This window comes from Bacillus sp. EB01 (assembly GCF_000613125.1).
In the GTDB taxonomy this organism is placed as follows: Bacteria; Bacillota; Bacilli; order Bacillales; family Cytobacillaceae; genus Bacillus_D.
This window is the reverse complement of record NZ_HG964497.1, coordinates 1,540,113-1,565,828: the sequence shown is the minus strand read 5'-3', so window position 1 is coordinate 1,565,828 and position 25,716 is coordinate 1,540,113. Positions and strand designations below refer to the sequence as shown.

The window sequence follows — 25,716 nt, the reverse complement described above, 5'->3', positions numbered from 1 at the left end:
AAGACGGCTCTCTCTGTTGTCAAAATGCAACGTTGCCGTCTTTTTTATAAAATAGTACATATTCTTAAGAAAAAATAGAATGCAGTCATCCACGGACCCACGGTATTGGGGTTGCAGTCCATAAGTTTCAATGATTTCATTGAACAGTTTGTCTGCATTGTCATAGGAAGGCTGGATGCCATACATTTGCCGGTGCTTTCTAATTGTGTAGTAGCGGCAGAGGCTGTGGTTTGACTGATAAAATTTTTCCTGGACCGATAAATTTCTAATTAGACCGATAAATTTATTAGACCGATAAACCAGAAAATTGTTCTATTAAAAGAACAATTAGAACCGCCTTCATCCTCTCCTATAATGTTATCTCCCAAATCTCCTGTTCCTCTAGGACAATAATTCACGGGGACGTATCCCATGGCTTTTTGTAATTCTTTAAATGGGATTGGTATAATGCCTTATTAACCAACCTGATACTACCCCCAATTGTTCAGTCATTTACCTTGTCCATATTTTTTATCTCAGGATTTATTTGCCCAATAATAGCTTAGAGATAGCAACGTGATTGATATAATAGAAGGAGAAATTATTCGGGGAGGACTCAGGATGATTGTATATCTGAACAAAAGTGACCGGGATCGCTTGATGGGTGAACTGAACGATGAACAGCGGGAGTTCCTACAGGATTCCCTTAAAAGGGGCAAGAGGACGTATTATGCGAACTTCATAGCCCGCTTGAAGGCGAATAAAGGAAACGATTTATCTGAACAGGCCATCCTCGATGAAATGACACAATGGGAACTTGTCGATTATATCGATGGGGGAATGGTAACAGACGAACTAAAATGCGAGTGTGGGAAGAGCCTTCGCTATCAGTATATTGTCCAAAACAACAAGACCCGGAAGATACTGAGGTTTGGTATTACCCATTTCGAACAACATACCGGCTTTCCTCCCCATATTGCAAAAGATGTAGTTAAAGGACTGCAGGAAGTTGACTTGGAAATGGACGAGGTCTTGAGCAAATGGCAAAATGGGTGGAAACCGTCTTTTGATTTGGCGTATACCGAGCTCCTCCCGAAAGAAATGCAAAAACAGCTTTCCCTTGCCCTTCCATTGACAAATAGGCAGGAAGAAAAAGCACGAGATATCATCCGTGAATTTAAGAAGAAACAGGCTGAAGAAGAGAGGGGACTAGAAAGGAAGAACCTTGAACAAGAATTGAGTTCCCTTCATGTTCCGGAGGTGGATTCCCCGCTCGACATCTTAATACAAAAGGCTGTATTTTACTATTTCAACCTTTATGGTGCGTCTAACCTCGAGGGTCTCTGTGAATGGCTGCTTAAGATGGAGTTAATTGGTGGTGAGAGGTACGTGACAGGGAAACTAAAAGCACAGGTTGATGTGGGAATATACGTAGAGACACTTGTAAAAAGAGGCTATTTCTCACGGACTGGTGAAAAATTGAAGTGGGTGTATGTACTGAATCAGGCCTACTAATAACCTAATTTGGAGAGAGGGGGAAGTGGATGCCTATTTCTATAGTGAAATTTATTCAGTATTGCTTGTTAGCAAGTTTATCGTTTGTATTGGTTATTTTATTTGGAGTTATTTTCGAGGAGCTGAAAAATGGGGAAACGTGGATAGGCTCTTTTGTCATGTTGGTTATACTGGTGGTTTCTTATTTGTTTTTATTCAAATGGATCGCTAAATACCACATTTCGGGGTATGGGGTGTACTTTGTGCTCGGAATGCACTTAATGGTCCTGACTTTTTTATTGTTTCTTCCACTGGATATATTTTTGGGAGAAAAAATACGAGAAACATATGGTCAGCGTGTATATCAAGGTTCAGCTTTTCTGGTCTTGATTATCAGTTATTTCATCCACCGGAAATGGGATATTATTTTGATGATGAGAAAGAGATATTATCAGCCTAGTGCGTACTCTAAAGCAGATTGGTATATGGATTAGGCATAAAGGCAAAGTGGGGACGGTTCTTTTTTGATAGAACCGTCCTGTTTGTTCTATAAAATAGGATCCCAGTCTATTAACTCATCTTCAATTAAAAGTACTAATTTATTTTGTGAGATTAAGGGGTTCAGTATCTGTTCTGAATGAATCTTAATTTTAGCGGAGGTAACCAGAACAATAAGGGGAATCGCTATTCTGCCGGTAGCAAGTTTGTAAACCTGCTCCAATGCATCAATCAATTCAGTAGCTTCAGTCAAAGTAAGTGGACTTTGCGACCTGTATTTAATTTCAATAATTCGATCAGAAAAATCATTTGTTCTACCTAGTAATAAAATATTCAAATTTAAGTTTAGGATTTTCTTATCCAGCACTACCTCATATTTATTGGAATATTTCTCGGTTATTTTCCCAACAGTGATATGTTCAATTCGGTTATAGGCCTTTACGATTTCAACACTTTCAGTCGAAGTTACAGAGGTTTTCTGAGAAATTGGATTTTCAGGCACTATGCTATCACTTGTCGCAGCACTTGCAGTGCCAAAGAGGTCAGCATTAATTTCATTTAATACAGCTGAAGCTTTCTCACTAGGTGTCGTATCCTCTAATTCCTTTTTTAACTTCTTGTTTGTCAGTTCTTTATTCATATTGTCCAGAACTTGCCCTTTGTCGAATTCCTTCTGTTTTCTCCACCAATGGAAAATTCCTACACCTATCAAAAAAAGTCCAATTGCCAGAAATAAAATAGTAATCCAATGTAGGTTGGAAAATAAGTCTATTAATATTGAGTTTTTTAGATGAATGACCTTTTGAGAATCATCCGTATACTTGGCCACTGTATCTTTTTCAAGGTAAAGATTGAATTCTTCTTTTAAAAATAACCATGGCAGTAGAAATGCAAAAACGATCGTTCCTAACCCAACGGAAACCAAAAATTTATGCACATCGCTAAAATCAATATTATTCATTGTCCACCCCGTTATATATTCAGAATATACAAAAAATATAAATGAATTCTATTAGTGGGGCAAGGGCTCAATTCCCTAGGTTTCATATTAATCTTGGCTACTTAAGTGGTGGGGTTCCCAAGCTAGAAATTTTTTCCCAATATTTTTCGAAGAACATATGCCGAAAGGAACTGTTTGAATATTCAGTAAAATAGTATAATAGAGTTAACACCAAGTCTTGGCTCCATAGTTAATCCTAAAGGGAGGGAAGTAAATGGATCGATATGTCCGTGTTATCCCGTACCAAGTGGTTGAAACAACAGAAACAGTAAACGAAGTTCCGGCAGGTGTAGAGCTAATTCAGGCTCCAAAAATCTGGGGTGAAACAAAGGGGGAAGGGATCACAGTTGCTGTGCTCGATACAGGCTGTGACATCGAACATCCCGACCTCAAGGACCGGATTATCGGGGGCAGAAATTTCACTTCCGATGATAGAGGAAATCCCGACATTTTCAATGATTACAATGGCCATGGCACCCATGTTGCGGGCACAATTGCTGCTGGAGCAAATGAATTTGGAGTCATTGGTACTGCCCCAGAAGCCAATCTTCTGATCATCAAGGTTTTGGCCAAAAATGGCTCCGGGCAATACAAGTGGATTATAGATGGGATAAATTATGCTGTGGAACAGAAAGTGGATATCATTTCGATGTCCCTCGGGGGTCCGAACGATGTGCCTGAGCTTCATGAAGCCATTAGGAACGCCGTGCGAAACAATGTACTCGTCGTTTGCGCTGCTGGAAATGAAGGGGATGGAAAAGACGACACGAATGAATTCGCCTATCCTGGCTGTTATAACGAAGTCATCAGCGTGGGTTCCATCGCTCTGGACAGGCGTACCTCGGATTTTTCAAATTCCAATAATGAAATTGACCTGGTGGCGCCCGGCGAAAAAATAATGTCCACCTACCTTAATGGTAGATATGCTGCCTTATCTGGAACATCAATGGCTGCTCCCCATGTGTCAGGAGCATTGGCACTGATCAAGGTTCTGGCAACTAGAAGCTTTGACAGGAAGCTTTCGGAGTCAGAGCTCTTTGCACAGCTAATTAAACGAACAGTCCCACTCGGAAATTCCCAGCGGCTTGAAGGGAACGGACTGGTTTATTTAACCGTACCTGAACACCTATCGAGGATTTTTGGCAATGAATTCCAGGCTTCGGTTTTGCAGGCATTATGATGTTTGCTGCCGAGGTTGGAAGGTTGTTGGAAAATAAAACGGACAAACCTTATTACGATGAATTCACGGATCAACAAGCCAAGATTCAGTTTTATAAGGATATCGATTTTTCGGATTTAAAAAGCAGTGTCCAACGCCTGATTGAAAGCACACATACGAACAGGCCATCGTACTCTCCCCATCGATATGTGTATCCATGGGTAGACTTGCAGGAAAACGGCGAGCTCAAGAGCCTTTATTCTGGAAAAAGAATGGATGTTTCGGAGACGATTGTCCATGACATGATGCTGCTGGAACGCCTGGAAAAGGGTGAACCCAGTATTATGTCTGGAAATCAACTGTTTAATTGTGAGCATGTCGTCCCGCAATCCTGGTTTGATGAACAAGAGCCGATGCGCGGCGATCTTCATCACCTTTTTGCCTGCGAGCCTTCGTGCAACTCAATGAGAAGCAACTTTCCATATCATAATTTCGCCACATACGAGCCTGAAGCTTCCATACAGCGAATACGGGAAGGCTGCGGAATGGCAGAGGAGGAAAAGTTTGAGCCAGAGTACGGAAGAGGCATCGTTTCAAGAGCAACGCTGTATTTCATACTTAGATATAAGCATGTGGACATCCATGACAAAGTTAATTTGTCACTATTACTAACATGGCATAACCAGTATCCAGTGACGACGTATGAAAAACACAGAAATGCGGCTATATTTGAGATTCAGGGCAATAGGAACCCGTTTATCGATTATCCTGAATGGGCGGAGAAGCTGATTTAAAAGTTTAAGAGCTACAGGGTGCTGGTCAATTGGCCAGCACTTTTTTTCATTCAAGATCTAATTGTCGTACCCACAATTTCAATCATTACTTTCTGGCATGGGAGCATAACTAATACCTTTTCAAAATTTACTTAGTTTCCTACTATTGCTCCTCCTCAAAAATAATAAGTAGAAGTGGGTATTCTTACCTAAATTCATACTATTTTATGTAAAAATATGGTTAAATATAATTAAACAAAGCACTTTTATAGGGGAGGGATAAGGATCGATTTAGGGTTCTTTATTGAAGTTGAGATTAATAGAGAAAGAAGCAAGTCCAAAGAGAATAAAACAGGAAAGAGTGTAATTATGAGACCATTTTTTACGAGATTATATGATTTAGTAAGGAACTCAGAGAGACATAGGATAGAAGATTATTTAACAGAAATTATCAGTCCAATCTTAGAGGAGAAAGGTAAATTGCTCTCATTCCTTTGTGAAATGGCAGGTCTGGATTTTCCTAGTGTTTCAAATGTAGAGGTGTACACCCAGAAGACGTATAGTAAACTGGGTCATCATGACATGGATAGCCGACCGGATTTGGTGATTACGTTTAATGTTGGGAAGCAACAACATCTTTTATTCCTGGAAAACAAAGTCGACAGCCGAGAAGGAAGCGGACAGTTACAAAGATATGCGGATCAATTGATGTGGCACAAACAACAAGGATATTTCCCACATTTGATGTATATAACCAAACTTTACGAGCAAAAAAGTGACATTTCAATTATGGGTCTCAATTTAGAAAATTGTTTTTACCAAAAGAGATGGTATGAAGTGTACAAATGGCTATCTCAGTTTGGAACGGATATGTATTGCAAGCAAGTACTAACTTATATGGAGGAATTAAACTTGAACAAGAGCCGGAAATTTTCGTTAATTGATGTCTATGCTATTCAAAATGCACAAAGGCTGCAGACGATGCTGGATGAAGTATTGGATGGGAAGGTAACAGGGAAATTCACAGAGGCTTTTGGAAAGCCGAAGCAATGGTCTCACCGGACCACGCAATTGCGTAATAATAATCTATATGTCATCATAAATGACCAGTCTGACTGGAAATTTGTTGGCTGTGGCTTCGATTTTGATTATGGAGAAGAATATCCCGAAGTGACAGTTTTTATAGAGGTTCAGGCAAATTGCAAACATAAAAAGGAAACCCTCGAAGCTATTAAACATTTTTGTGAGAACAACGAAGATTGGAAATACCAGGCACCTTCAGACAATAATGCAACAGCCTTTGGATATACAACTAAAAGCATTGTAGAGTTCTTGTCTGAAGAGGACCACATTGAGAGCATTCAAAATTATTTGGTGGGGAAATTGGAAGAACTGAAGGAGCTTAAGGAAGCAAACCCGGAACTCAAGTGGGTGGTGAGGGGATAAAGGAAGTACCCAACATGGTAGATATACAAAATTAATTAGGGTAGGAGGATTCATTTGAAAAAGTATTTGCTTATCTTAATTGCCCTTTTCTTACAAGGCTGCAGTGAAAACGGGAAGGTTACGGATAAAGGTGAAGGTAACAAGGTAGATCCTGAACCAATCAGCGTAACTGAGACTGTAGAAACCGAAGAAGATGATGTAGAAGAAAGTATTACTATTCAGGAAGGTGTCTATCATTGGCAGGGAGACTATGATATTGGATTTACAGTTAAAGAAAATATCAATCTTGATAAAGATGAATTTGTTGAGACGCTTGAAATTTGGGGCGGAAAGCCGGAAGGGGATTCTACTGTTCCGCAAGATTTCTACATAAAAATAATTGATGAAGATAAGAGTGTTGTTTTACCTCATCTTTCTGAAAGTGGCTCACCCCATGTATATGCCATGGACATGAACAAAGATGGTAATTATGAGTTTGTAACCAGTGATAGTTATAGGACGCCTTCCTCTTCTGATATTTATACTTATAACGGTGAAGATATTATATTGGTTGCAGATTCATTAATTGGAGAAATCATGTCTGTTGAAAATGGTAAGGTCCTTTTAGACACCGGGGTAGAGTTTTCTTTCAACGGTAAAAACCTGGTGAATCAAAATGGCAAAATAATAGAAAGAACTGAGTACGCTTCGGAAGAAGATTATGTACTTGAGGACGAGGATGCAGCTGTGGAATCTGATGAATCCGATAAAGAGGTTTCAGAAGTAAGTGCCAAGGAGAATTTGGGTGGCTCAAGTAATCAAACTATTTTTATGAACATAGAACCGGAAGAGTTTGCAGGTATTTTTAATAAAATTTATAAAAAGGTTTATCAGGACCTCACTCCAACCTTACAAAAAACGGTGGGGAAAGAAACTAGAATTCCCCAAACTCTCATAGAGGAGTATGAATGGAATGATAATTCTTTTACATATTACTTTAACCAAGATTTAGGGATAACTGGATTGATTAACCCTAATGGTACCATCTCGTCAATTGGATTACTGAAGGAATTGCCCGAAAAGATCTCCTTGGATAAAAATGAAGAATTGCTACTTGTCAGTGCTCAACATATACTAGCTCAAAAAGCCTTAATATTATCAATCAGTGAAGCTACAACAAACCAAGATGTCGAACAAATATTTAAAGAGTTAACAGAAGAATATAAACAAGCCAAAGATGAACCAACCGTGATTCACGAGGGTATTAAGTACATTGATATTGTAAATCAAGAAGATCCAACAAGGCATTTCAATTTGTTTTTAATTTTGTTGGAGGAAGAATAAGTTCAGGACACTATTACTACCTGAATTTTCATGTTTCAAAGGAATTGTTACCTTGACATGATTTTCGCAAGTTTTGTCCAACTGTTAATTGATGACCGAACCATAATACCGCTTTTACCAAGCTCTTACCCTTGTTGAACAACGGGGGAACTACGGGGGACGCTTCCGGTTGAAACGAGTGTGCCAGTAGAACCGTCCCTGTGCGCTCAGATAATAAAATTTTTTAGGTTCCGGTGCGCTGCCACTCCCCGGTTTTTCTTGTTTAACAGATGGATGTTCTACGGCAGTGGCTATCCCTTTGTGGAATAATAGCTCCTTAGCAAAGTCTATTGATTAGGGTTGCGGCTAAGCAAAGATAGAGCAACTGGCGGAACAAAGACTAGCTTATCGAAATGCATTTTTATTTGAGTGATCCTAGTTTGCCTAAAGCAGATGAGGGCCACTCTTTTATTTTTTGAACATGTACCTTCACGAGGAGCTGAAAGCTTAAACACTAGTGATTACTGGTAACAAATTACAACTTTTATTAATAGAATAAGTATATCTGTTAAATACAGGTAAAGGGTATAATTTAAATGGAGTTTAAATTAAGGAGGAATTCAAGATTGGAAGTATCCTTTGGAGTTATTACACTTTTCTTTATCGCCTTAATTCTTCTATTATTATTTGTGATTCTTTTTAAGAAGAAAAAACCCTATTTAGGACATGATGACAACCTGGAATTAACTAGTACAGAAAACGCAGCTGCTGTCTCTACACAAAAATTCTGGGAGATAAGTAGTTATTCACCCAATGCTATTGAATTATATAAATCAGAAAAACCTTTGGTACTAAACGACAATTTAAGAACGCATATCGATAGAATTGTTAAATTATCCCCAAATGCAAAGGATATAGTGAAAAGCGAAAAAAGAGTCGTTGTTAAATTTAGTGACGAAGTATTTGAAAAAATTAAATCAGGTGAATATAAAATAATGAAGAAAAAAGGATCCCCGAGTGAATTGAGGTCTATTGTTGTCGATCAAAAAAATAGAATTCGAGAACATGGATGGGTGGGGCTTCAAGAATCTAAAAAAATTAACCCTATGCAATTAGCAAATGTAGCATTTGGGGCATTAACAGTAATTACTGCTCAAGAACATTTAGATAGAATAAATAAACAACTAATTACAATTGACAGGAAAATTGACAAGCTTTTAAATAATTATCATTATGAAATGCTTGGTAAGGTTCAAGGGAATATCCGTTACCTAAAATCACTTTTACCTGAAATTGGAGATAACATAGGTAAAGACAAGGAAAATATTTATTTCATAAAAATTGAAGATATAACTTTGCAATGTTACCAAGATATTCAGGCAGTACTATTTGACTTGCCAAAAATTTTAAAACAAATGAATAGTATAAAAGAAAAGAAAATATTTTGGGGAATAGATAAAATAATAAGCGAAATTGAAGAACTGTCTATTGATTTCCAGCAGAAGCTTTTCGTTGCTTTCGGTAATATTGAGGTTATGTCAATTTGTTTGAAAATGAGAACAGATTTAGATAATGGCTCTGAAGCGAATGTAACTAGATTGGCTGATTTAGAAGAGGATTATAATAAATTACTGGGACATTATAATGAATTTATTCAATCTTTGACAGATAAAAGGGATGACATAGATGTTAAATTGTGGGTAGAAAAAGCAATTAATAAAAGACGAGAGAAAATTGAAAAACAACTAGATTTTCATAAAAAAGAAGTGCGGGTTCAAATGGATGATGTGGGAGAAAAAGTTACTCAGTTTAAGACTCCTCAAAGTCCATACTCTGGTAATCACTTTGACCTAACTGTTGAGTATGATGATAATGACAATGTTAAAGCTGTGTATCAGCTAGAACGAAATAGTTAATTGCTTTGATGGTTAACAACTTGGTTTTATTACTCCCATACCCTTCTTTAAAACAAGAAAAATTGTCTCTCATAGAGAACAGACACATGCTATTATAGTAAAGTAGGGAGGGGCCAAAATGGATCATTTAAAATACCTGGATGAAAATATTAGTTTAGAAGTGATTTATGAGCAATGTAATGAACACTTGAGGGAGCAGGATAAAAAGCGGGATCAGCTGCTGGCCTTCTATGGCACCATTATTGGATTGGTCATTGCAAATATTGATAAATTGGCAAAAGTAGATTTTATCGAGTTTCTCTATATTCCATTTGTTTTTATTGGAATTATGCTGGCATACGTCTTGGTTAATTACATGAAATGGCACAGTGTCTATAATTATTCGGCCATTACCTTACAAAATCTTATGTTCTTTAAGCAAAAGAACATTTCGCAGCCACTTGTAAATAAAATCTATTATCAAACAATGAATCAAGTTAAAATGAATTTTCACCATTACATAAAGAAAACGGAATCCCGAATATTCAACATCTACATCCTGTTAAGTGCTTCGAACTTTTTTATCTACGCAAGTCTTCTTTTAAATAAACACAATTACAATAAACTCGTTTTACTTGCTGCTGCAGTTATTTGTGCAATTGTCTATATTGTTTATATGAACTATAAGGCCTTGCAAACATTAAAAGATACATTTGAGACACCTGTAAATCCTGATAATTGCCCTTCGTGGGTAATAAACCTTTTTACACAGGAAAGGGAGATAGGCAGAGGTATAACAGAAGTTGAGCCTCCTACTGCTTTTGATAATAAGTATTTTTCTGTGGAAGTATCAGAACATGATGTCACTGTTTTGAATAAAAACCATGGAGTTGTCATTTTGCCTTATACTCCTAATGGTGAAATCTTGCTGCTTAATGTACATAGAAGAAAAATTGGAAAGTCTGTCCTTGAGTTTCCAAGGGGTTTCATGGAGAAAGATGAGTTACCGTATGTTGGAGCAAAAAGGGAACTACTTGAAGAGACTGGCCTTTCTGCAGTCAAGCTGCAAAGTTTGGGAAAGGTTTACCCTGATTCAGGCCTTACGAATAGCTCCATTCACTTATTCATGGCCCAAGTAGATAGCTTTGAAGAAATTAAGCTGCAGAAAGAAGAAAAGATTGCGGGATATGGAGTTGTAACCTCTGCTGAGCTATATCAAATGATTGAAGAAGGAATAATAAATGATAGTTTTACGATTAGTTGTTTTACCAGAGCAGCTTCTAAACTAGAAAAGGAGATGCCTTATGTTGCAAACTCGCTTTGATTTTGCCATTAGTATTATTAAAGAAGCCCAAAATATACTTAAAGCAAATTCAACCGGGTCCCCCGAAAAGATAGAAAAAGAAAAATATAACTATGTAACTTCAATGGATCTAACTATAAATGAATTCCTTACTAAGACAATCTCTGCCAGGTATCCAGACTCAAAGATAATCAGTGAGGAGATGCCAGTGAATGAATTCGACCTCTCGGATACTTGGATTATTGACCCATTGGATGGTACGACAAATTATTTGCATCACTACCCGCACTTCGCTATTTCACTCGCTTATTTCTCGGAAGGTACCGCACAGTTTTCTATCATTCTAGATCCTGTCATTGATGAATGGTTTATTGCACAGCTTGGAAGAGGCGCTTTCTTAAATGGACGGAGAATTAAGGTATCCGAGGAGGCTGCCCTTGAAAACAGCCTCATTGGATTCGGCTTGCCATACGACAGGCAAAAGGGCGCTTTTGTCCTCGAATGTGCCCAAAAAATTTATCCTCATTGTCAGGATTTGAAAAGAAAAGGACCCGCTTCAATCGATCTTGCCTATGTGGCGGCGGGACGACTCGATGCCTATTTTGAGCCAGATTTGAAAATTTGGGACATAGCAGCTGGTATCCTCCTCATTAAAGAGGCCAGGGGGCAAGTGGCGGATTGGTCTGGTAACGTATTTAACATTGGGATGGAACAAAACATCCTGGCAGGCAATAAGAAAATTATAAAGGCGATAGCAGGCTTTTTGGAGAGATGATTTGAACTCTTACCGCTAATAGGGCCAAATACATTACTGTTTAAGCCTGTACAAACTTGTTGAGAGAAAATAAACGGCAATATACCCCATCAGTACAAAACTCCTCCCATTCAATGTGGAGGAGTTTCTATTTCCCTACTTGTCATAGCTGCGGTTGTTTGTATTCGACAACAGAATTTGCCACCAACACCAATTATCAAATAGCCTTTTTTATTTATTTAAACCTACGAAGTGAATTCACTCCAGTCAGCCTCTCTTTTAAAAGAACACAAACCAGCTGCCCTTTTTTGAACAGCTGGTTTGTCTATATACAAGAAGTTAACATTACACAGTCAAGAGTATGTTCATGAATTATTTTTTCGATAAATATATTGTATTTTCTCGAATATAACACATTTCTATTAATTAAAATAAATGTCCAATACATTTGTATTCGATAGTTTATTCCACTGTAATTCTTCTAGAACGAATTTTCTCCCATATGGAATATATACGTTTTCATCTTGTGCAACTTGCTTGCTTGAAGTTAAACCATATTTTTGTAAAACCCGGTCATGTGTCCCATTCCCTAGTATATGAGCATGATAGATTTCTGCATACGGTTTTAATTCCGGATTTTGCCTAAGAACATCAGGCGTTAAATCAATCAGTGAATGGGCTATATGTCTTGGCGTGTTGGGATCGATAAAGATAGTAAAGGCTGATTTCCTTGGTAGAGAATTTAACATCTCTTTAGGGAACGTATCGTATTGAATCTGAAGATGTAACGGTAAATTATTTTCCTTAATTCCTTTCTCTATTGGAGAAAGTTGAATATGGGTTGCCGCTAAATAGCTTTTTACCGCCAAATTTTGATTTTTTAATAGATGAGCTGTTTTTCCTAGGCTAATAAAAGTCATATGATTATTAGGGTCAATATCCAAAGCATCTATATAACATTTTTTTGCACCTTCTAAATCGCCAGCACGCTTAAGGGCTACACCCTTATCCAATAATTGATCAACAGCATAACTCAAATCGTTCAACCCCTCACTTATAGTAAAAACTGGAATGTTCTTTAATTATAATTAAATTAGAATTTTATTACCATAATTTTTTTGTATTCTTTTGACAGTTTTTTAAGCAATACGGGGAAAAAATAATACTATAAGTCCCCATTTTACTTCATTTTATGTTAGTGAGGTTACAAGGTTTTTGGATGATAATAATTTTGCAAAGTTACATTGACTAACCGCTTGGCTAAAATTCGCCAGGTGGTTAGTTTTTATGTGGTAATGCTGTCTATTCATTAAACACGAAGAGACCACCTGGTCCAAAACCAAGCGGTCTTTTTATACCTAAACATATTACAAGTGCAAGAGTTAATGATAATAATAGTCCTTCAGCATAATAAGCATGGCGTTATGGGATGTATGGCCAAGTTATTAGTACCCATCTATATATCTTTTGAATTTATCCCCAATCTCTGTCAGGTTCTTAAGCACATAGGTGATTTCATCTATGTCCCATAACTGTACTTGGTCGCCCTGATAGGAATCATAGACTATTGGCGATTGTCCTCCAATAATTACGTTTTGATCAAAAAAGCCCTGAAGTAACTTGGTTTCGAGCCTCACATCCATGGTGCTCAACCAATTCATCTTATTTTGTGCATATTGAGCATAAGAACTTCCAGGCAATAAACGATGAATCAGGTAACCTAATTGGAAAGCCAATTGTACCAATATAGCCTTATAATGACGATGAACGAAGTTGGATTCGCTACCTCCAGCCAGCATAATTGTATTATCAAAAGCGCCTTCTAAATCAATTACCTTCAATTCGGTAATTTTTTGCCGGTTCATGTATGGCAATGCAGCCTTTTTAAACTTCGAAAAATCCGCCAGTACTTGAATGGTTTCTTCACGTGACTCCTTGTCCGCGCGGCTTAAAAGCACTGTATCAAGATAAATCGTATCCGGAATACTTGTGGTGTTCCTAAGAACAGTTGCAACCGAACTCTTTTCCTGACTGGCAGCATGAACAGGACTTTTCTTTTTCTCTACAATCTGGTTAACTGAAGCAGGCACATAAGGTCCCGAAGACACTTTTGTCACAACAGATGATGCAACAGGAGTAGGAGCAGGACTTTTCTTTTTCTCAACTTGCTGGATAAAATCCTTATAACCTGACGTACGCTTTGGATTGGATACAGGTTGGGGTTTGGAACCCTGGACTGAAGCGGCGACTTTTGAAAAATCATTGGTGATTTTCACTTCAACCCCGTAATTGTATCCATTACCGCCTACGATTTTATTAATTTTAGCATAAAACGTTATTCCCTTATCCATGAGTGGTGCTATGTTGGCTGCATAGCCTTTTGGAACCCACCCCAGACTCATTCCCTTTGAATTGTATAACCCAACTGCATTGCGGTCATGGGCGTTATTCTTGTCCCGGCGTAATGTAATTTGCTCAGTCGGATTAGTCCTTGCAATAATGCCCTGCCGCCCTTCAAATGTAACTCCTGCAAGATTTGTAGAAAAGTTAACATGCTTTACGGACAATTCCCATCCGCAATTCGGGCACCGGGTGGGCTTACCCGCGAAAGTATGTTGACACTTCGAGCACTTGGTATTCTGCTCTTTGGTGGCGTATGTATAAGTTGTCGACGCCGGCACATTTTTTGGTTGAGGTGAGGTACTTGTACTGCTAGTGTTGGTGTAGCTGTTTCTGGTGGTGTAACTGTTTCTATTGTTATTACCACTACTATAACTATTACTATTACTACTATTACTGGTAGTACTACTGCTGCTGCTTCCCGCTGAAGCAAAGAACCAGATGATGCCAATAATGATTAAGATTGTAAACATGATTTGCTCCTTATGGTGTTAATTCTCTAGAAAAATGATTGATTACTTAAAAAAACTACAATGGGAAATTAATTGCCCCTTCAAGCACTAAAAGGGCCATTTTTATAACAAAACTCTTCGGCGGTTCATGTAAGTGTCTTGTTCCCAAAATTGATATACATTGAATTTAGTTTTTGATTGTAGCTATACAGACAGATTTTCGATATTCACCATCTGTGTACTTATAGAAGCGAAGATTATAGAAGGATTCTCTAGTTCAATAGCGGTAGGCTTTTTGCCGAATGTTGCTAAAGAAATCCAGGTCTTATCTTTTAATATTTTCTTATCGGGTCTTAACCACAGTACCTAAACACCAATTCACATATTCAAGTATTGACTGATAAATTGTATTTGCAACATCGGGACTAGCATTGGATTGTAAACCTTCCCGGAAATTGAGTGTACCAACATAAAATGGTGATGATAATTCAACCGGGGTATCGTATATGAAGTTGCATTCCGATAGTTTAAATAGGAAGGTGCTAATTCCAGTTTCCTCCATTGAAGTCATAATGACTGTATCTAGGCTTGAAAGTTTGGCGGAATTCATGTTTCCTGTCATTTGTGTATTTCCAAGGCAAAGTTTCAGGGATTCTTTAATTTCCTCTTCATCCTTTTCGGAAAGAGTAGGTCGTAAATGATAATTCATGACAAGGGCCCGTACCATCATCAAGGCTTGAATTGTTGATTCGCTCAGATAGTCAACAGCATTTTCATCTATAAATTCCTCGACATCTTGCTTATCATTCAAGTTTCTTTTAAAAAGATAAAGTGGCTGAGGAAAATCAGTTGGACGGCCATTTGTAAAACGGCATTTCGATTGTTGATAGACATAACCTTCAATATATCCATCATCAGTCGGCAGACACGTAATCAGGAGATCATGGGGTTTTAATTGTTCAAAAACCCGTTGCTTTAATGTAAGCACTGCCCCCATTACTTCGGCTATTTTGTCTAAGAGGTTTTGCATATCAAATTCAGTCAATGGCCGGTCATTTTTCTTTTTAAACAAGGAATCTCCTTCTTTCTAAGATGATAAGATTACAAGTTAATTATAGTCGAATTAAGTACAGGTGAATACAGAAAATGTAAGTTTTTGTTGAATTTGCCTATACTGAAAAGCAGTTTCTTATTAAAATATAGATAACTAAATGATAGAAAGGGATTTTATGAGACACATCATAAAGCTTGCCGGTGTAACTTACGATGGGCGCCAAAATGTTATTTCCAGATTATCGTTATCTGACACTCTTTCGTTGGAAAGGGATTATCACAACAAATATGATGGCAACGCTATTGCTGTTTTGAATGAAGTTGGCCAAAGTGTAGGCTGGGTACCAAGGGATATCGCACGAAACCTTGCCCCTATAATGGATAGGGGAGAAATCTTTAGCGCGTACGTACATAATATCCTTGGTGGAGGCTCTTTTTATTTCGGTTTGGAGATAGCCGTTGTTAGGACAGAGATTTCTTATATTAATGATAATGTCGATCCTGAAAAGAAACGAATGTTGGACGCTGTTGCACAAGGAATCAATAATTATTCAGAAGAGGAATCCCAGGCTGCTTTTGATAGTTTCAATACGATTGTTGCAGAATCAACCGAAGAGTATATTTTAGAAGGTAACTTTGAGCGACTGCTGCCCATGATTAATAACCATTGGCTGGCCCTTGACTCTATTAGGTCCTTCGCGGAACATTTATTTTCTAGTGGCCAATTTGAGAAAGCCTTTAGATGTTTGCTAACTTTAGAGTATATGGCTGATTTATATGAAGAGGATGAGCTAGCAAACTACTGTAGGGATAATCTGCAGATTTTCAACTCCCTGGGTTTTTATGTTGCCATTCCCGAGACGCAGCATGGCTCGCATCCACAAAGTATGGAATCAGCCAATGAAAGTTATCCTGAATTAACGAGAGTACAAGAGGCGATAAAAAGTGGGAATATGGAGTCCTTAATAGAAGAGTTATTTAGTGAAACAAAATCTTTCAACAATGAGATTAAGGCTCAAGCACACTTTTGTTTAGGTGAGTTATTTTTCCTGCAAGAGCAATATAATGAAACTCTTATCCATTATAGAAAAGCAATCGAGTTGAATTCTAATAAAGCTTTATATTGGGGGTATACGGCCCAGGTAATGAACAGGGATAAGAGGCATCCTATTTCATGTTCAAGGTACATTATGAAGGCGATTGAACTGGATGGAGAAAATCCACGATGGCACTTTCTTCAGGCTGTTTTTTTGCTGAACCTAATTAAGGAAGAGGAAATAGATAGCGTCATTGAGCAGGCTTCCAATGAGGCGCATCTTGCCCTTCGTTTATGCAGGGAAGACCAAGAAGGGTTGAGAAAAGCAATTTTGACATTATTCAAATAACAGCAGGCTTTTTTTAAGTAGGGATACGGTTAAAAAGAGGGTAATTAGCCATTAAAAAAGGGTGTATGATATGTATTTGGAAAAGGCGCTAGAACTAGCTAAAAATAAAAGCTTTCAAGAAGCTTTGCCTTACTTTGAGAAAGCCTACGAGACTGAGCGTGAATCGTTTAATGAATGGTCCTGGTATTTTTATAGCAGTACTTTAGGTAAAGTAGGTAAATTAGATTATGCTCTGAAAGTAAATCACTTTCTTTATAAGAAAAATCCTGATTTTCGTACAAATACAAATCTTTACAGCTGGCATTTATATAAGAAGGTAATCAAGAATACCGAGGATGAGAATCAACTTTACTCTGCAGCAAATTTTATAGTGAATAATACAAAGCAAGAGCAATATTCTGCATATGAACGGACTGTACTAGATGTAATCAAATTTATTAAAAGTAAACCAGCAACAAACTATAATCAACTATTGTATTGGTCGGATTTGCTGGATCCCAAGCTGTTATCCCGGGAAACGTATTCATTCACCGATCAAAACGGTAAGAGAAGAGAATTGGCATCTCCCTTAGAATCCTGGTATCAATACAGGATTAAGGCATTATTTGAAACGAAACAATATGAAGGGTGTATTCTAACAGCAAGAGAGGCATTATCCTCTATAAAGTCATTTCATTATAACAACGATATATGGTTCCGAATTAAAGAAGCAGTTTCGATTTCCCATCTTGGTAATACTGATGAGGCTATTAAGCGATTGCATGAGATTACAAAAGAAAACCAGCACTGGACTGTTTATCAAGAACTATTTCATTTGTATAAACAAAAAGACGAGGTTGAAAAAGCCTTAGAAATGGGTGCGTTTGCCTTATTAGAACGAAGCGGTGAATATAAGCATAAGATTAAGCTTCTAATATATATGGGCGATATCCTTGAAAAAATGGGACATTTAAAAGAAGCGCTGCAGCATTACAATTTTGTATCAGAAATACGATTGGAAAATAATTGGCCAGCTAATCAACGTCTTGTTGAGAGGATTGCAGTTCTAAAGCAAGTAGAATGCAATCCTGTTAATAGTAAGCGTGAGCTGCTTAGTTTTTGGAAGGACTTAAAACTTAACTCGCTACCTAAGGGAAAAGGAATAGTAAAAAGTTTATTTCCTAAAGGGCATGCAGGGTTTATAACATCGGATGATGGAGAGGATATATATTTTCAGGTGAGAAATATAAAGAATCAAAAAATTAGAGTGGATTGTAAAGTTAGCTATTATATTATTAACTCTTATGATCAAAGGAAACAAAGAGAATCGAAAGAAGCTATTGAAATAAAAATACTTAACAAATAGTTGAAGAAAATTATCATTACCACTACTATGGGATGGCTCAGAATTCCCTAATGGAATCAGAACCATCCCTATTCCCTTAGGTTACTAAATTCATAGCTTTAAATTATAACAAGACAGTAGCCAGAATGCTGATAGAGAGAACGATTTGGACAGTTCCTAGGAGTACTCCCAATTTGATTTGCTGCTTCTTTTGAAGTTCTAGATCGCTTTTTAATGCAGCCTGTTCTTCACTGAGCTTTGTACTTAGGGTGTTTCGTGTTTCTTCACTGTGTAGCTGGTGTTGTTGGAGAAGATTCAGTATAGACTGAATTAATTCTGTCTGGGCGATTGATTGGTTGTTTAACTGCATTAGCTGACACTTTTAAACCTGACCAACAGCAAGTCGATTGTTGCGATAACCGGCTTGGAGGGGGCTGGAAAAACCCGGCTAATAAAACGACTTTATGATTTAGAGGAGTAAAAGAATTCAAGCATCATAGCAGAACTTGCTAGCACTTTTGCCGCATATTTGGAGAACGTAAATCGATTACTTAGGGAACCATAGGGGGAACTATGAAAGTAGTAAACTATAAAACATCTACGATTTTAGGACGTTTGGCTGTATGTATTGGTTTTGTTATTACCGGGATATCCTTGATTCTGGCAAGTATATATTTGGAAGCAAGCTTTATTCGTAAATTCTTTTCGATTATAGCGGGGGTCCTTGGCATAATCTTTTTCGGAAGGATGGGGCTGATGGTTCTGATTCTGCTGTTCAGTGATAAGGAGATGTTTCGCTATGATCAGGAATCGATTATTGTGAAGAATCGGAAGCTCAACTTGAACAAAATTCGGAAAGTGGAAGTAGAGAACGAGATCCCGACCGGGTTTTTAGGAATCAAGACGCCGGCCTTTATCTTAAATACCCATGATAGGGAACAGATTTTCATTTATACCTATTATTGCATTTCTAAGAAAGACTATCCGGTTATAAATCGAACGCTGAAGGATATCGTGAGCGATAGGACTAAGAGGTAGGGGGCTGTCACTCCCTGTTTTTTCTTGTTTCAGGCGGATTGTTCCACGAGATGTTGCTGCGGGAGTTCGTTGAGATGCCTGGCACCACCCGAATTTTTTTGTTTCATGAGTAGGTGTTCCACGCAGGTTAGGATGGCTTTGCCAGTTTGGTGTGAGAGTGCTGGGCAGTATAGGCCTGCGCTCCTTTTTTGCGTGGTTAAGCAGGTGGATTTGGGTTGTTTTTGCTGAAAAGGAAAAATAAGTATGACTAAAGTACCATATTTGTTGAAATATTAGGAAATGTTGTTATAATAAAAAATGTTGTCTTTGTACACATTTTGATTGTGTATGAAAAGAACATATCAAAAAATAAGGGGGAAGTAATCGATGAAAAAGAAATGGTTAGCAGTAATGACACTGGCACTTGCTCTTGCATTGGCAGCTTGTTCAAACAGTGACCAGAAGGCAGATGATAAGGAGTCAAAAGATTCTGCGGCATCTACGGAGGAAAAAGCGAATCCGAAAAAAGCTCTTGTCCAATTCTATAATAATCTCGTAAGTGAAATTAATGCGCAGGACGCTGGTTTAGGTGCCTACATGGGTGCGGAAAAACCGACAGCTGAAGAGAAAACTGCTGCAGCAGAGTCTGCAAGCAATGTTGCTAAAGCGGTATCCGGTCTAGAAATTCCGGAAGAGTTGAAGGATCAAAAAGCGGATCTTGAAGCTGCGCTTAAAGACTTTAGCTCATCGTATGAGCAAAAAGCAGAGGAACTGAAAAAGCCCGCACCTGCCTTTGAGGCAAGTGACGCTACTTTTGCGGCTGGCCAAGAAAAGCTTGGAAAAGTTTTTGAAGCCGTTGGATTAAGGCAACCGGATTTGAGCAAAGAAGTGAATTAATAGATTTAGGCCCCGTTTTTAACGGGGTCTTTTTTATGCCTTTTAATTTATGCCTTTTAATTAGTTTTTTCTTATTGGAAGTTGTTCCACAGCGGTGCTTACATCCCTTCTCATACCCCCACTCAGGTACCTGTCCTACTCCGGTTGGTGAATAACCAAGGCCAGCACTTCGTCCCCTGCCTCAACTTTACGATTTTTTTCGATTTCAAACGGGTCTCTGCTCGTCAAGGATATTCCATTTTTTCCATAAATTATTTTCCAAAAGGTGCTAAACTATTTCCTTGTAATCAGCTACACTATAAAAGTCAATATCTAGTAAAAATGCTGGTTACACAGGGGGAAAGGTTAATGAGCAAGAAGGTTATTCCGCTGTTTTTGGTTATGGTGCTGCTGGTTGGCTTGCTGCCGCAAAACTTGGTGCTCGAGGGAAAAGCGGAGGGTTTGCTGACAATTGAAGCTGCCTCAAAATATAAAGGGTTTATTGCTTCCGAGGAGCATAGAATTTCTGTTCTCCAGGAGGACGGCACAGTTCTGGAAACAGCTTTTACCGACGAGAAATCGGAAATTAGTGAGTGGAAGGATATTAGGTTCCTATCTTCCATGGATGGTAGTACCGTTGGTTTGAAGAAAGACGGCACGGTTGTAGTTACAGAAGATTATCAACCAGAGTTAACCCAGCAGGTAGCGGACTGGAAGGGTATTAAAGAAATTTCTAGTAACTGGGCCTCTCTTCTGGGGCTTAAGGAAGACGGAACTGTCCTTTTTGCAGGAAGATACGGATATGATGTTAGCGGTTGGAAGGATATAGCCTCGATTTCTGCGGCTGATGAGATGTATGCGGGGTTGAAGCGGGATGGGACTGTTGTTGTAACAGGGCGTAATGCTCCACCTGCTGAGGTGGAACAGTGGAAGAATATTGTCGCTGTTACGGCTGGAAATACCCATATAGCCGGATTGAAATCGGATGGAACCGTCGTGGCATCCGGCTTATTAAAAGACCAGGTAAGCAGCTGGACAAATATTGTTGCCATTTCTTCAGGGGACGAGCATCTTGTTGGTTTGAGGAGTGATGGCACGCTTGTCGGTGCTGGCAGGAGTCATGAAGGGCAATTGAATTTTTCCGATTGGAAAAATATCGTTGCCGTTCAAGCAACAAATTATTTTACCGCTGCGCTAAAAAGTGATGGTACGCTCCTTGTTGTGGGTGATTCGTTTGGCGGGCAAAAGCAGGTGGGCAGCTGGACGGATATTACCGCCATTTCCGCTGGGGAAAAGCATATTTTAGGCTTGAAAAAGGATGGAACGGTTGTTGCCCAGGGCGGTACGGGCTATGGGCAGGCATTTGTTGGGAATTGGAATGATATTGTCCAAATTTCGGCGGGACGTGCCACTAGCTTTGGCGTTAAAAAGGATGGCACGGTCGTATCTGCCGGGAATACCGGCAATGGGGAACGAAAAGTGGAGGGCTGGACGGACATCATCCAGGTGTCTGCTGGAGATTCCCATACTGTCGGGTTAAAGCGTGACGGAACGGTTGTAGCTACTGGCTATAATTATAGTGGTCAAACAAAGGTAGAAGACTGGCGTGATATTGTCCAAGTATCCGCAGGGGAGTTCCACACAATCGGAGTAAAGTCTGATGGGACAGTAATTGCTGCAGGTCAAAATGAATACGGGCAAGGTGACGTTGGCAGCTGGACCAATATAAAGCAGGTCGCAGCTGGCTCGACATATACGGTTGGACTCAAGCATGATGGAACCGTTGTTGGAACCGGTCTTAGAAGTGACATCATGAACTTTGATGGATGGAAAGATATCAAGTCGATTGCTTTAGGATGGCGGCATGCAGTTGGCCTGAAACAGGACGGAACAGTTGTTGCCACTGGCCTGAATTCGTTTGGACAGCTAAATGTTGAAGAGTGGAAAGACATTGTTGCTATTTCCGCTGGAAAGGATTACACGGTCGGCTTGAAGAGTGATGGAACTGTGGTTTCAACTAGCTGGGATGTGAACGCCGCTTCATCCGCAGTATCAGTCGACAAAAGGGTTGCCAAGCCGGGCGATACGGTTCATATCATATCGAAGAATAACCGCTTTTTTACGAAACAAAGCAATGCATTTACCCTGAGTGGCTCTGTTGCCTTCACTGGTGAATTTGATGAACAGGGAGTAGCATCATACTTGGTGGACAAAGGTGATGTTGGGCGGGTATCAATTTCGATGCCTGGTACGACTGACTTTTTCGGAAACCCATTTGCAAAATCCGAGTTATTCCAGGTTGTTCCGTTAAAGTCGCTCACTGTGTCAAAAAGTGAGGCAAAGCCTGGAGAAAAAGTGACGTTCACAGCAGAATTTTACCAGCCTGTAAAGCCTGGTTTCAGGCTTGCGCTTACCGGGGCTGTCAAGCAGACTGGAGTGTCGATGACAGAAGTATCGGGAAGTAATGGATTGAAGTATATGTACCAATATACAGTTCCGGCCGATTACTCTAAAGGTTCTGTCCATGCGGAAGTGAAGGATATTGTTTTGACCGATGGAACCCGTTTTGATCCGTATCTGGAGGCTAACATATTTACTAAGATTGGCAGGACCGCTCCGGTTACGTCTCTGACCGTTTCCCATGAAAAAGCAAAGCTCTGGGATTTGGTGATAATTAGGGCCAGTTTTTCTGAAAAAATGAAAGCCGGCGTAAAGCTGTCGCTTGAAGGCGGAGCAGAGCTCCAAGAAGTTGTGATGTCAGAGGTTGAGGGCAGCGCTGGGAAGGAATTTGTCTATGGCTATTCAGTGCCATGGGGAGCTTCGGGCCAAGTACGTGCCTCATTAACTGACATGGTTGATTACGCCGGCAATTTTTACGACGAATATAAAAAAGACAATTTATTTATAACGGATGGTCTCCCGCCAATCGTTGAAAAGGTTGAATCTTCAACGGACAAGGCGAAGCTCGGGGATAAGGTGCTGGTTACCATGACATTAACAGAACCTGTCAACCCCGGCGTCAAGATGATTCTGCTTGGGGGAACGCCGCATCAAAATGTGGACATGTCTGTGGTCCCAGGCAGCAATGGACTTCAGTACAGCTACGAATACACTGTTACAAGCCAGGATCAAGGAATGATACAGGGGCTTTTCCATGATTTCCAGGACGACTTTGGAAATTCAAGCACCAATTCAACTCACGATTTATTTTTTGCTGATGGGAAAAAACCTGAACTTGTATCGGTGACCACAGATGAAAAGGTATATGGACGAGGCGACTTTGTTCATGTCGTTGGTGAATTCAGTGAGCCCCTCAAGCCTGGTGTGAAAATCAAACTGTCAGGCGCGGTTAATAAGGAATTTGCAATGTCGGAAGTGGCAGGCAGCGAGGGCAGGAGGTTTGAGGTCTACCTTGAACTAAACGAAAGCTCTTTTGGGCAAGTCCACGCTCAATTTACTTCTATTGAAGATATGGCTGGTAATACCGTTTCCATATCCAGACCAGGACTGTTCTATATCAGCAATGGAGCCAACGCGAATTTGGCTGGCATTTCTGTTGGCGGGTACCAGTTGAACATACCATTTTCGCCTGATGTAACAGAGTATGAAGCAATTGTACCGATTTCTGCTGGCACCGTCATGGTAAACGCAGAACCGGAAGACCCGAGTGCAGTTGTAACAGGGATAACTCCAGTCAACTTGGTATTTGGCAACAATGTTCATGTTATTAAGGTTACTTCGAAGAATGGCACGGTAAAGGAATACAAGTTGACAATTAAAGCTGTTGACACGGACAAGCCGATTTTTAAAGGAATCACAGATCCCAGCATTAAGGCTGGAAGCAAATTCGATTCGCTTGCAGGAATTACGGCTGTTGACACCATCGATGGCGACCTGACGGGCAGTATCAAAGTGACCGGAATTGTTAATACAGGCAAACCGGGAAATTATCTGCTAGAGTACTCTGTTTCCGATAATGCAGGCAACACAGCTAAGGCCACGCGGACTGTGACAGTTATCGATGACCAACAGCCAGTTTTCTCAGGTGTGGCAGACAAAACAGTCTTTGTGAATGCGAGTTTCAATCCTCTCGATGGAGTGAAAGCAACAGACAATGTTGATGGGGATTTGACATCAAGCATTGTGATGGACGGGTTGGTGAATTTGAAGGTTGCAGGTACGTACTCAGTGACGTACACTGTTACTGATTCATCCGGAAACAAGGCGGCCGCTGTGCGGAAAATAACCGTGAAACCGGCAGCGCCTATTCAGGTGAAGGCAGCTTCTGCTTCCTACAACAGTATCAAAATCAGCTGGGGTGCAGTGAGCGGAGCGACTGGATATGAAGTGTACATGGCAACTTCGCCGTCGGGAACCTACTCGTATGCAGGCTCAACTTCAACGACAAGTTTTACAAAAGGAAGCCTGGCAACCAATGCCACGTACTATTTCAAAATACGTGCATATCAGACGGTGGGCGGGTCCAAAGTTTACAGTGATTACTCAGCTGCGGGTTCCGCAAAACCTGTTCCATCCGTTCCAGGTTTCGTCAAAGCAGCTTCTGCATCCTATAACAGCATCAAAATCAGCTGGGGAGCAGTGAGCGGGGCAACGGGGTACGATGTGTACCGGGCAGCGTCCAGCACAGGAAAGTATACTTATGTTGGCACAACCAAGTACGCAAGCTTCACCAATACAGGATTAGCAACAAACAGTCCTTATTATTACAAAGTCAGGGCCTATCGCCTGGTTGGCACAGTTAAAGTATACAGCGGATATTCAAGTACGGTCACCGCCAAGCCGGTTCCGTCAGTCCCGGCATCCGTAAAAGCAGCTTCCGCGTCCTATAACAGCATCAAGGTCAGCTGGGGAGCAGTAAGCGGAGCAACAGGATACGCCGTGTACAGAGCTACCTCCAGTACAGGCACCTATTCCTATGTTGGGACAACGAAAGCAACCAGCTTCACGAACTCAGCCCTGACAACCAATAAGCTTTATTATTATAAAATCAGGGCATACCGGACAGTTGGAAAGATTAACGTATATAGTGGATATTCCGCAGCGGTTTCAACTAAGCCATTGCCTTCTGTCCCTGCGGGTTTCACAGCTGCGAGGTACACCTCATCAAGCATCAAACTTACATGGGGCAAGGTAGCCGGTGCGACTGGATATGAAATCTCCCGGTCCACTACTAAAAGCGGAACCTATAAAACCATTAAAACGACAAGCTCGGCTTCCTTTATCAATACCGGTTTGGCTAAAGGAAAAACATACTACTACAAAGTCCGGGCATACCGGTTAGTAGGCAAAACGAAAATCTACAGCGGCTGGACTGTAATTAAAAGTGCGCGGTTGTAGGGGGATGGGCTACCTGTCACTGGTACTCCGCACATAACAAGGTAAATTTATTTCATAATGTAAGAAACCAGGGAGACACCTCCCTGGTTTTTTTTTGTAAGGTCACAAACAAACTTTGTGGCAGAAAGGTGGTGGAACTGCTGGGTTATTTGCTTAAGGTAAGTATTTTGTAAAGGTGTTTGTGGTGAGTGGGTATTGATTTTTTAGGATACTGATGCATTTCGAAGTGAAGTTGTAAGAGAGGAAGA

At 39.8% G+C, this 25,716-nt stretch carries 19 protein-coding genes; 14 read left to right on the top strand and 5 right to left on the bottom strand.

The genetic code is table 11. The annotated features are described in order from the left end of the window. The first annotated feature begins 600 nt into the window (after positions 1-600). Together TY16_RS06975 and TY16_RS06970 are read left to right on the top strand one after the other, a co-directional pair. Positions 601-1,494 (top strand): hypothetical protein, encoded by an 894-nt coding sequence (locus tag TY16_RS06975; RefSeq protein WP_043931105.1) that lies wholly within the window; start codon positions 601-603, stop codon positions 1,492-1,494. A gap of 29 nt (positions 1,495-1,523) precedes the next feature. Further along, positions 1,524-1,967, top strand: a complete 444-nt coding sequence (locus tag TY16_RS06970; RefSeq protein ID WP_043931103.1) for a hypothetical protein — start codon at positions 1,524-1,526, stop codon at positions 1,965-1,967. A gap of 53 nt (positions 1,968-2,020) precedes the next feature. Here TY16_RS06970 and TY16_RS06965 read toward each other — a convergent pair whose 3' ends face one another. Beyond that, positions 2,021-2,932 (bottom strand): hypothetical protein, encoded by a 912-nt coding sequence (locus TY16_RS06965; RefSeq protein WP_043931102.1) that lies wholly within the window; start codon positions 2,930-2,932, stop codon positions 2,021-2,023. Positions 2,933-3,185: 253 nt separating this feature from the next. Between TY16_RS06965 and TY16_RS06960 the strand changes: the two genes are divergently transcribed. The 7 genes from TY16_RS06960 (at position 3,186) to TY16_RS06930 (ending at position 11,624) form a co-directional block, all read left to right on the top strand. Beyond that, positions 3,186-4,151 (top strand): S8 family peptidase, encoded by a 966-nt coding sequence (locus TY16_RS06960; protein WP_043931101.1) that lies wholly within the window; start codon positions 3,186-3,188, stop codon positions 4,149-4,151. After that, on the top strand, positions 4,148-4,924 hold the full coding sequence (locus tag TY16_RS06955) for an endonuclease (RefSeq protein ID WP_043931099.1): 777 nt from the start codon (positions 4,148-4,150) through the stop codon (positions 4,922-4,924). The genes TY16_RS06960 and TY16_RS06955 overlap by 4 nt, the downstream gene beginning before the upstream one ends. 348 nt (positions 4,925-5,272) lie before the next feature. Continuing rightward, complete coding sequence (locus tag TY16_RS06950; RefSeq protein ID WP_043931097.1) at positions 5,273-6,349, top strand: PD-(D/E)XK nuclease family protein; 1,077 nt, start codon at positions 5,273-5,275, stop codon at positions 6,347-6,349. 54 nt (positions 6,350-6,403) lie between these two features. After that, positions 6,404-7,672, top strand: coding sequence for a hypothetical protein (locus TY16_RS06945; RefSeq protein ID WP_043931096.1), 1,269 nt, complete (start codon positions 6,404-6,406; stop codon positions 7,670-7,672). Between the two features lie 605 nt (positions 7,673-8,277). Then, positions 8,278-9,567: a hypothetical protein gene (locus TY16_RS06940; RefSeq protein WP_043931094.1), complete on the top strand. Its 1,290-nt coding sequence runs from the start codon at positions 8,278-8,280 to the stop codon at positions 9,565-9,567. Positions 9,568-9,685: 118 nt separating this feature from the next. Further along, positions 9,686-10,870, top strand: coding sequence for an NUDIX hydrolase (locus tag TY16_RS25125; protein ID WP_052342629.1), 1,185 nt, complete (start codon positions 9,686-9,688; stop codon positions 10,868-10,870). Beyond that, positions 10,851-11,624 carry an inositol monophosphatase family protein gene (locus tag TY16_RS06930; protein ID WP_043931093.1) on the top strand — a complete coding sequence of 258 codons (774 nt, stop codon included), beginning with the start codon at positions 10,851-10,853 and terminating at the stop codon, positions 11,622-11,624. Before TY16_RS25125 ends, TY16_RS06930 begins: the two co-directional genes overlap by 20 nt. 401 nt (positions 11,625-12,025) lie before the next feature. On the opposite strand, the gene TY16_RS06925 is transcribed toward TY16_RS06930, so the two are convergent. The 3 genes from TY16_RS06925 to TY16_RS06915 all read right to left on the bottom strand — a co-directional run bounded on the left by TY16_RS06925 (position 12,026) and on the right by TY16_RS06915 (position 15,527). Beyond that, positions 12,026-12,640 (bottom strand): hypothetical protein, encoded by a 615-nt coding sequence (locus TY16_RS06925; protein ID WP_043931092.1) that lies wholly within the window; start codon positions 12,638-12,640, stop codon positions 12,026-12,028. 408 nt (positions 12,641-13,048) lie between these two features. Further along, a complete protein-coding gene (locus TY16_RS06920) occupies positions 13,049-14,476 on the bottom strand; it encodes an HIRAN domain-containing protein (protein WP_081772914.1) in 1,428 nt (475 codons plus the stop codon). A 322-nt stretch (positions 14,477-14,798) separates the two neighbouring features. Then, positions 14,799-15,527, bottom strand: a complete 729-nt coding sequence (locus tag TY16_RS06915) for a hypothetical protein (RefSeq protein ID WP_043931090.1) — start codon at positions 15,525-15,527, stop codon at positions 14,799-14,801. Between the two features lie 157 nt (positions 15,528-15,684). On the opposite strand from TY16_RS06915, the gene TY16_RS06910 reads away from it, so the two are divergent. Then, the gene (locus tag TY16_RS06910; RefSeq protein ID WP_043931089.1) at positions 15,685-16,893 is read left to right on the top strand and encodes an HIRAN domain-containing protein; all 1,209 of its coding nucleotides are present in this window, start codon (positions 15,685-15,687) and stop codon (positions 16,891-16,893) included. Between the two features lie 70 nt (positions 16,894-16,963). Further along, positions 16,964-18,238, top strand: a complete 1,275-nt coding sequence (locus TY16_RS06905) for a hypothetical protein (protein WP_043931088.1) — start codon at positions 16,964-16,966, stop codon at positions 18,236-18,238. A 103-nt stretch (positions 18,239-18,341) separates the two neighbouring features. Here TY16_RS06905 and TY16_RS06900 read toward each other — a convergent pair whose 3' ends face one another. Beyond that, positions 18,342-18,587, bottom strand: coding sequence for a hypothetical protein (locus tag TY16_RS06900; protein WP_043931087.1), 246 nt, complete (start codon positions 18,585-18,587; stop codon positions 18,342-18,344). A gap of 203 nt (positions 18,588-18,790) precedes the next feature. Between TY16_RS06900 and TY16_RS06895 the strand changes: the two genes are divergently transcribed. The 3 genes from TY16_RS06895 to TY16_RS25120 all read left to right on the top strand — a co-directional run bounded on the left by TY16_RS06895 (position 18,791) and on the right by TY16_RS25120 (position 25,468). Then, positions 18,791-19,255: a DUF5381 family protein gene (locus TY16_RS06895; RefSeq protein ID WP_043931086.1), complete on the top strand. Its 465-nt coding sequence runs from the start codon at positions 18,791-18,793 to the stop codon at positions 19,253-19,255. A gap of 366 nt (positions 19,256-19,621) precedes the next feature. Further along, a complete protein-coding gene (locus TY16_RS06890; protein ID WP_043931085.1) occupies positions 19,622-20,131 on the top strand; it encodes a hypothetical protein in 510 nt (169 codons plus the stop codon). 348 nt (positions 20,132-20,479) lie between these two features. Beyond that, on the top strand, positions 20,480-25,468 hold the full coding sequence (locus tag TY16_RS25120; protein WP_052342628.1) for an immunoglobulin-like domain-containing protein: 4,989 nt from the start codon (positions 20,480-20,482) through the stop codon (positions 25,466-25,468). Positions 25,469-25,716: the final 248 nt, after the last annotated feature.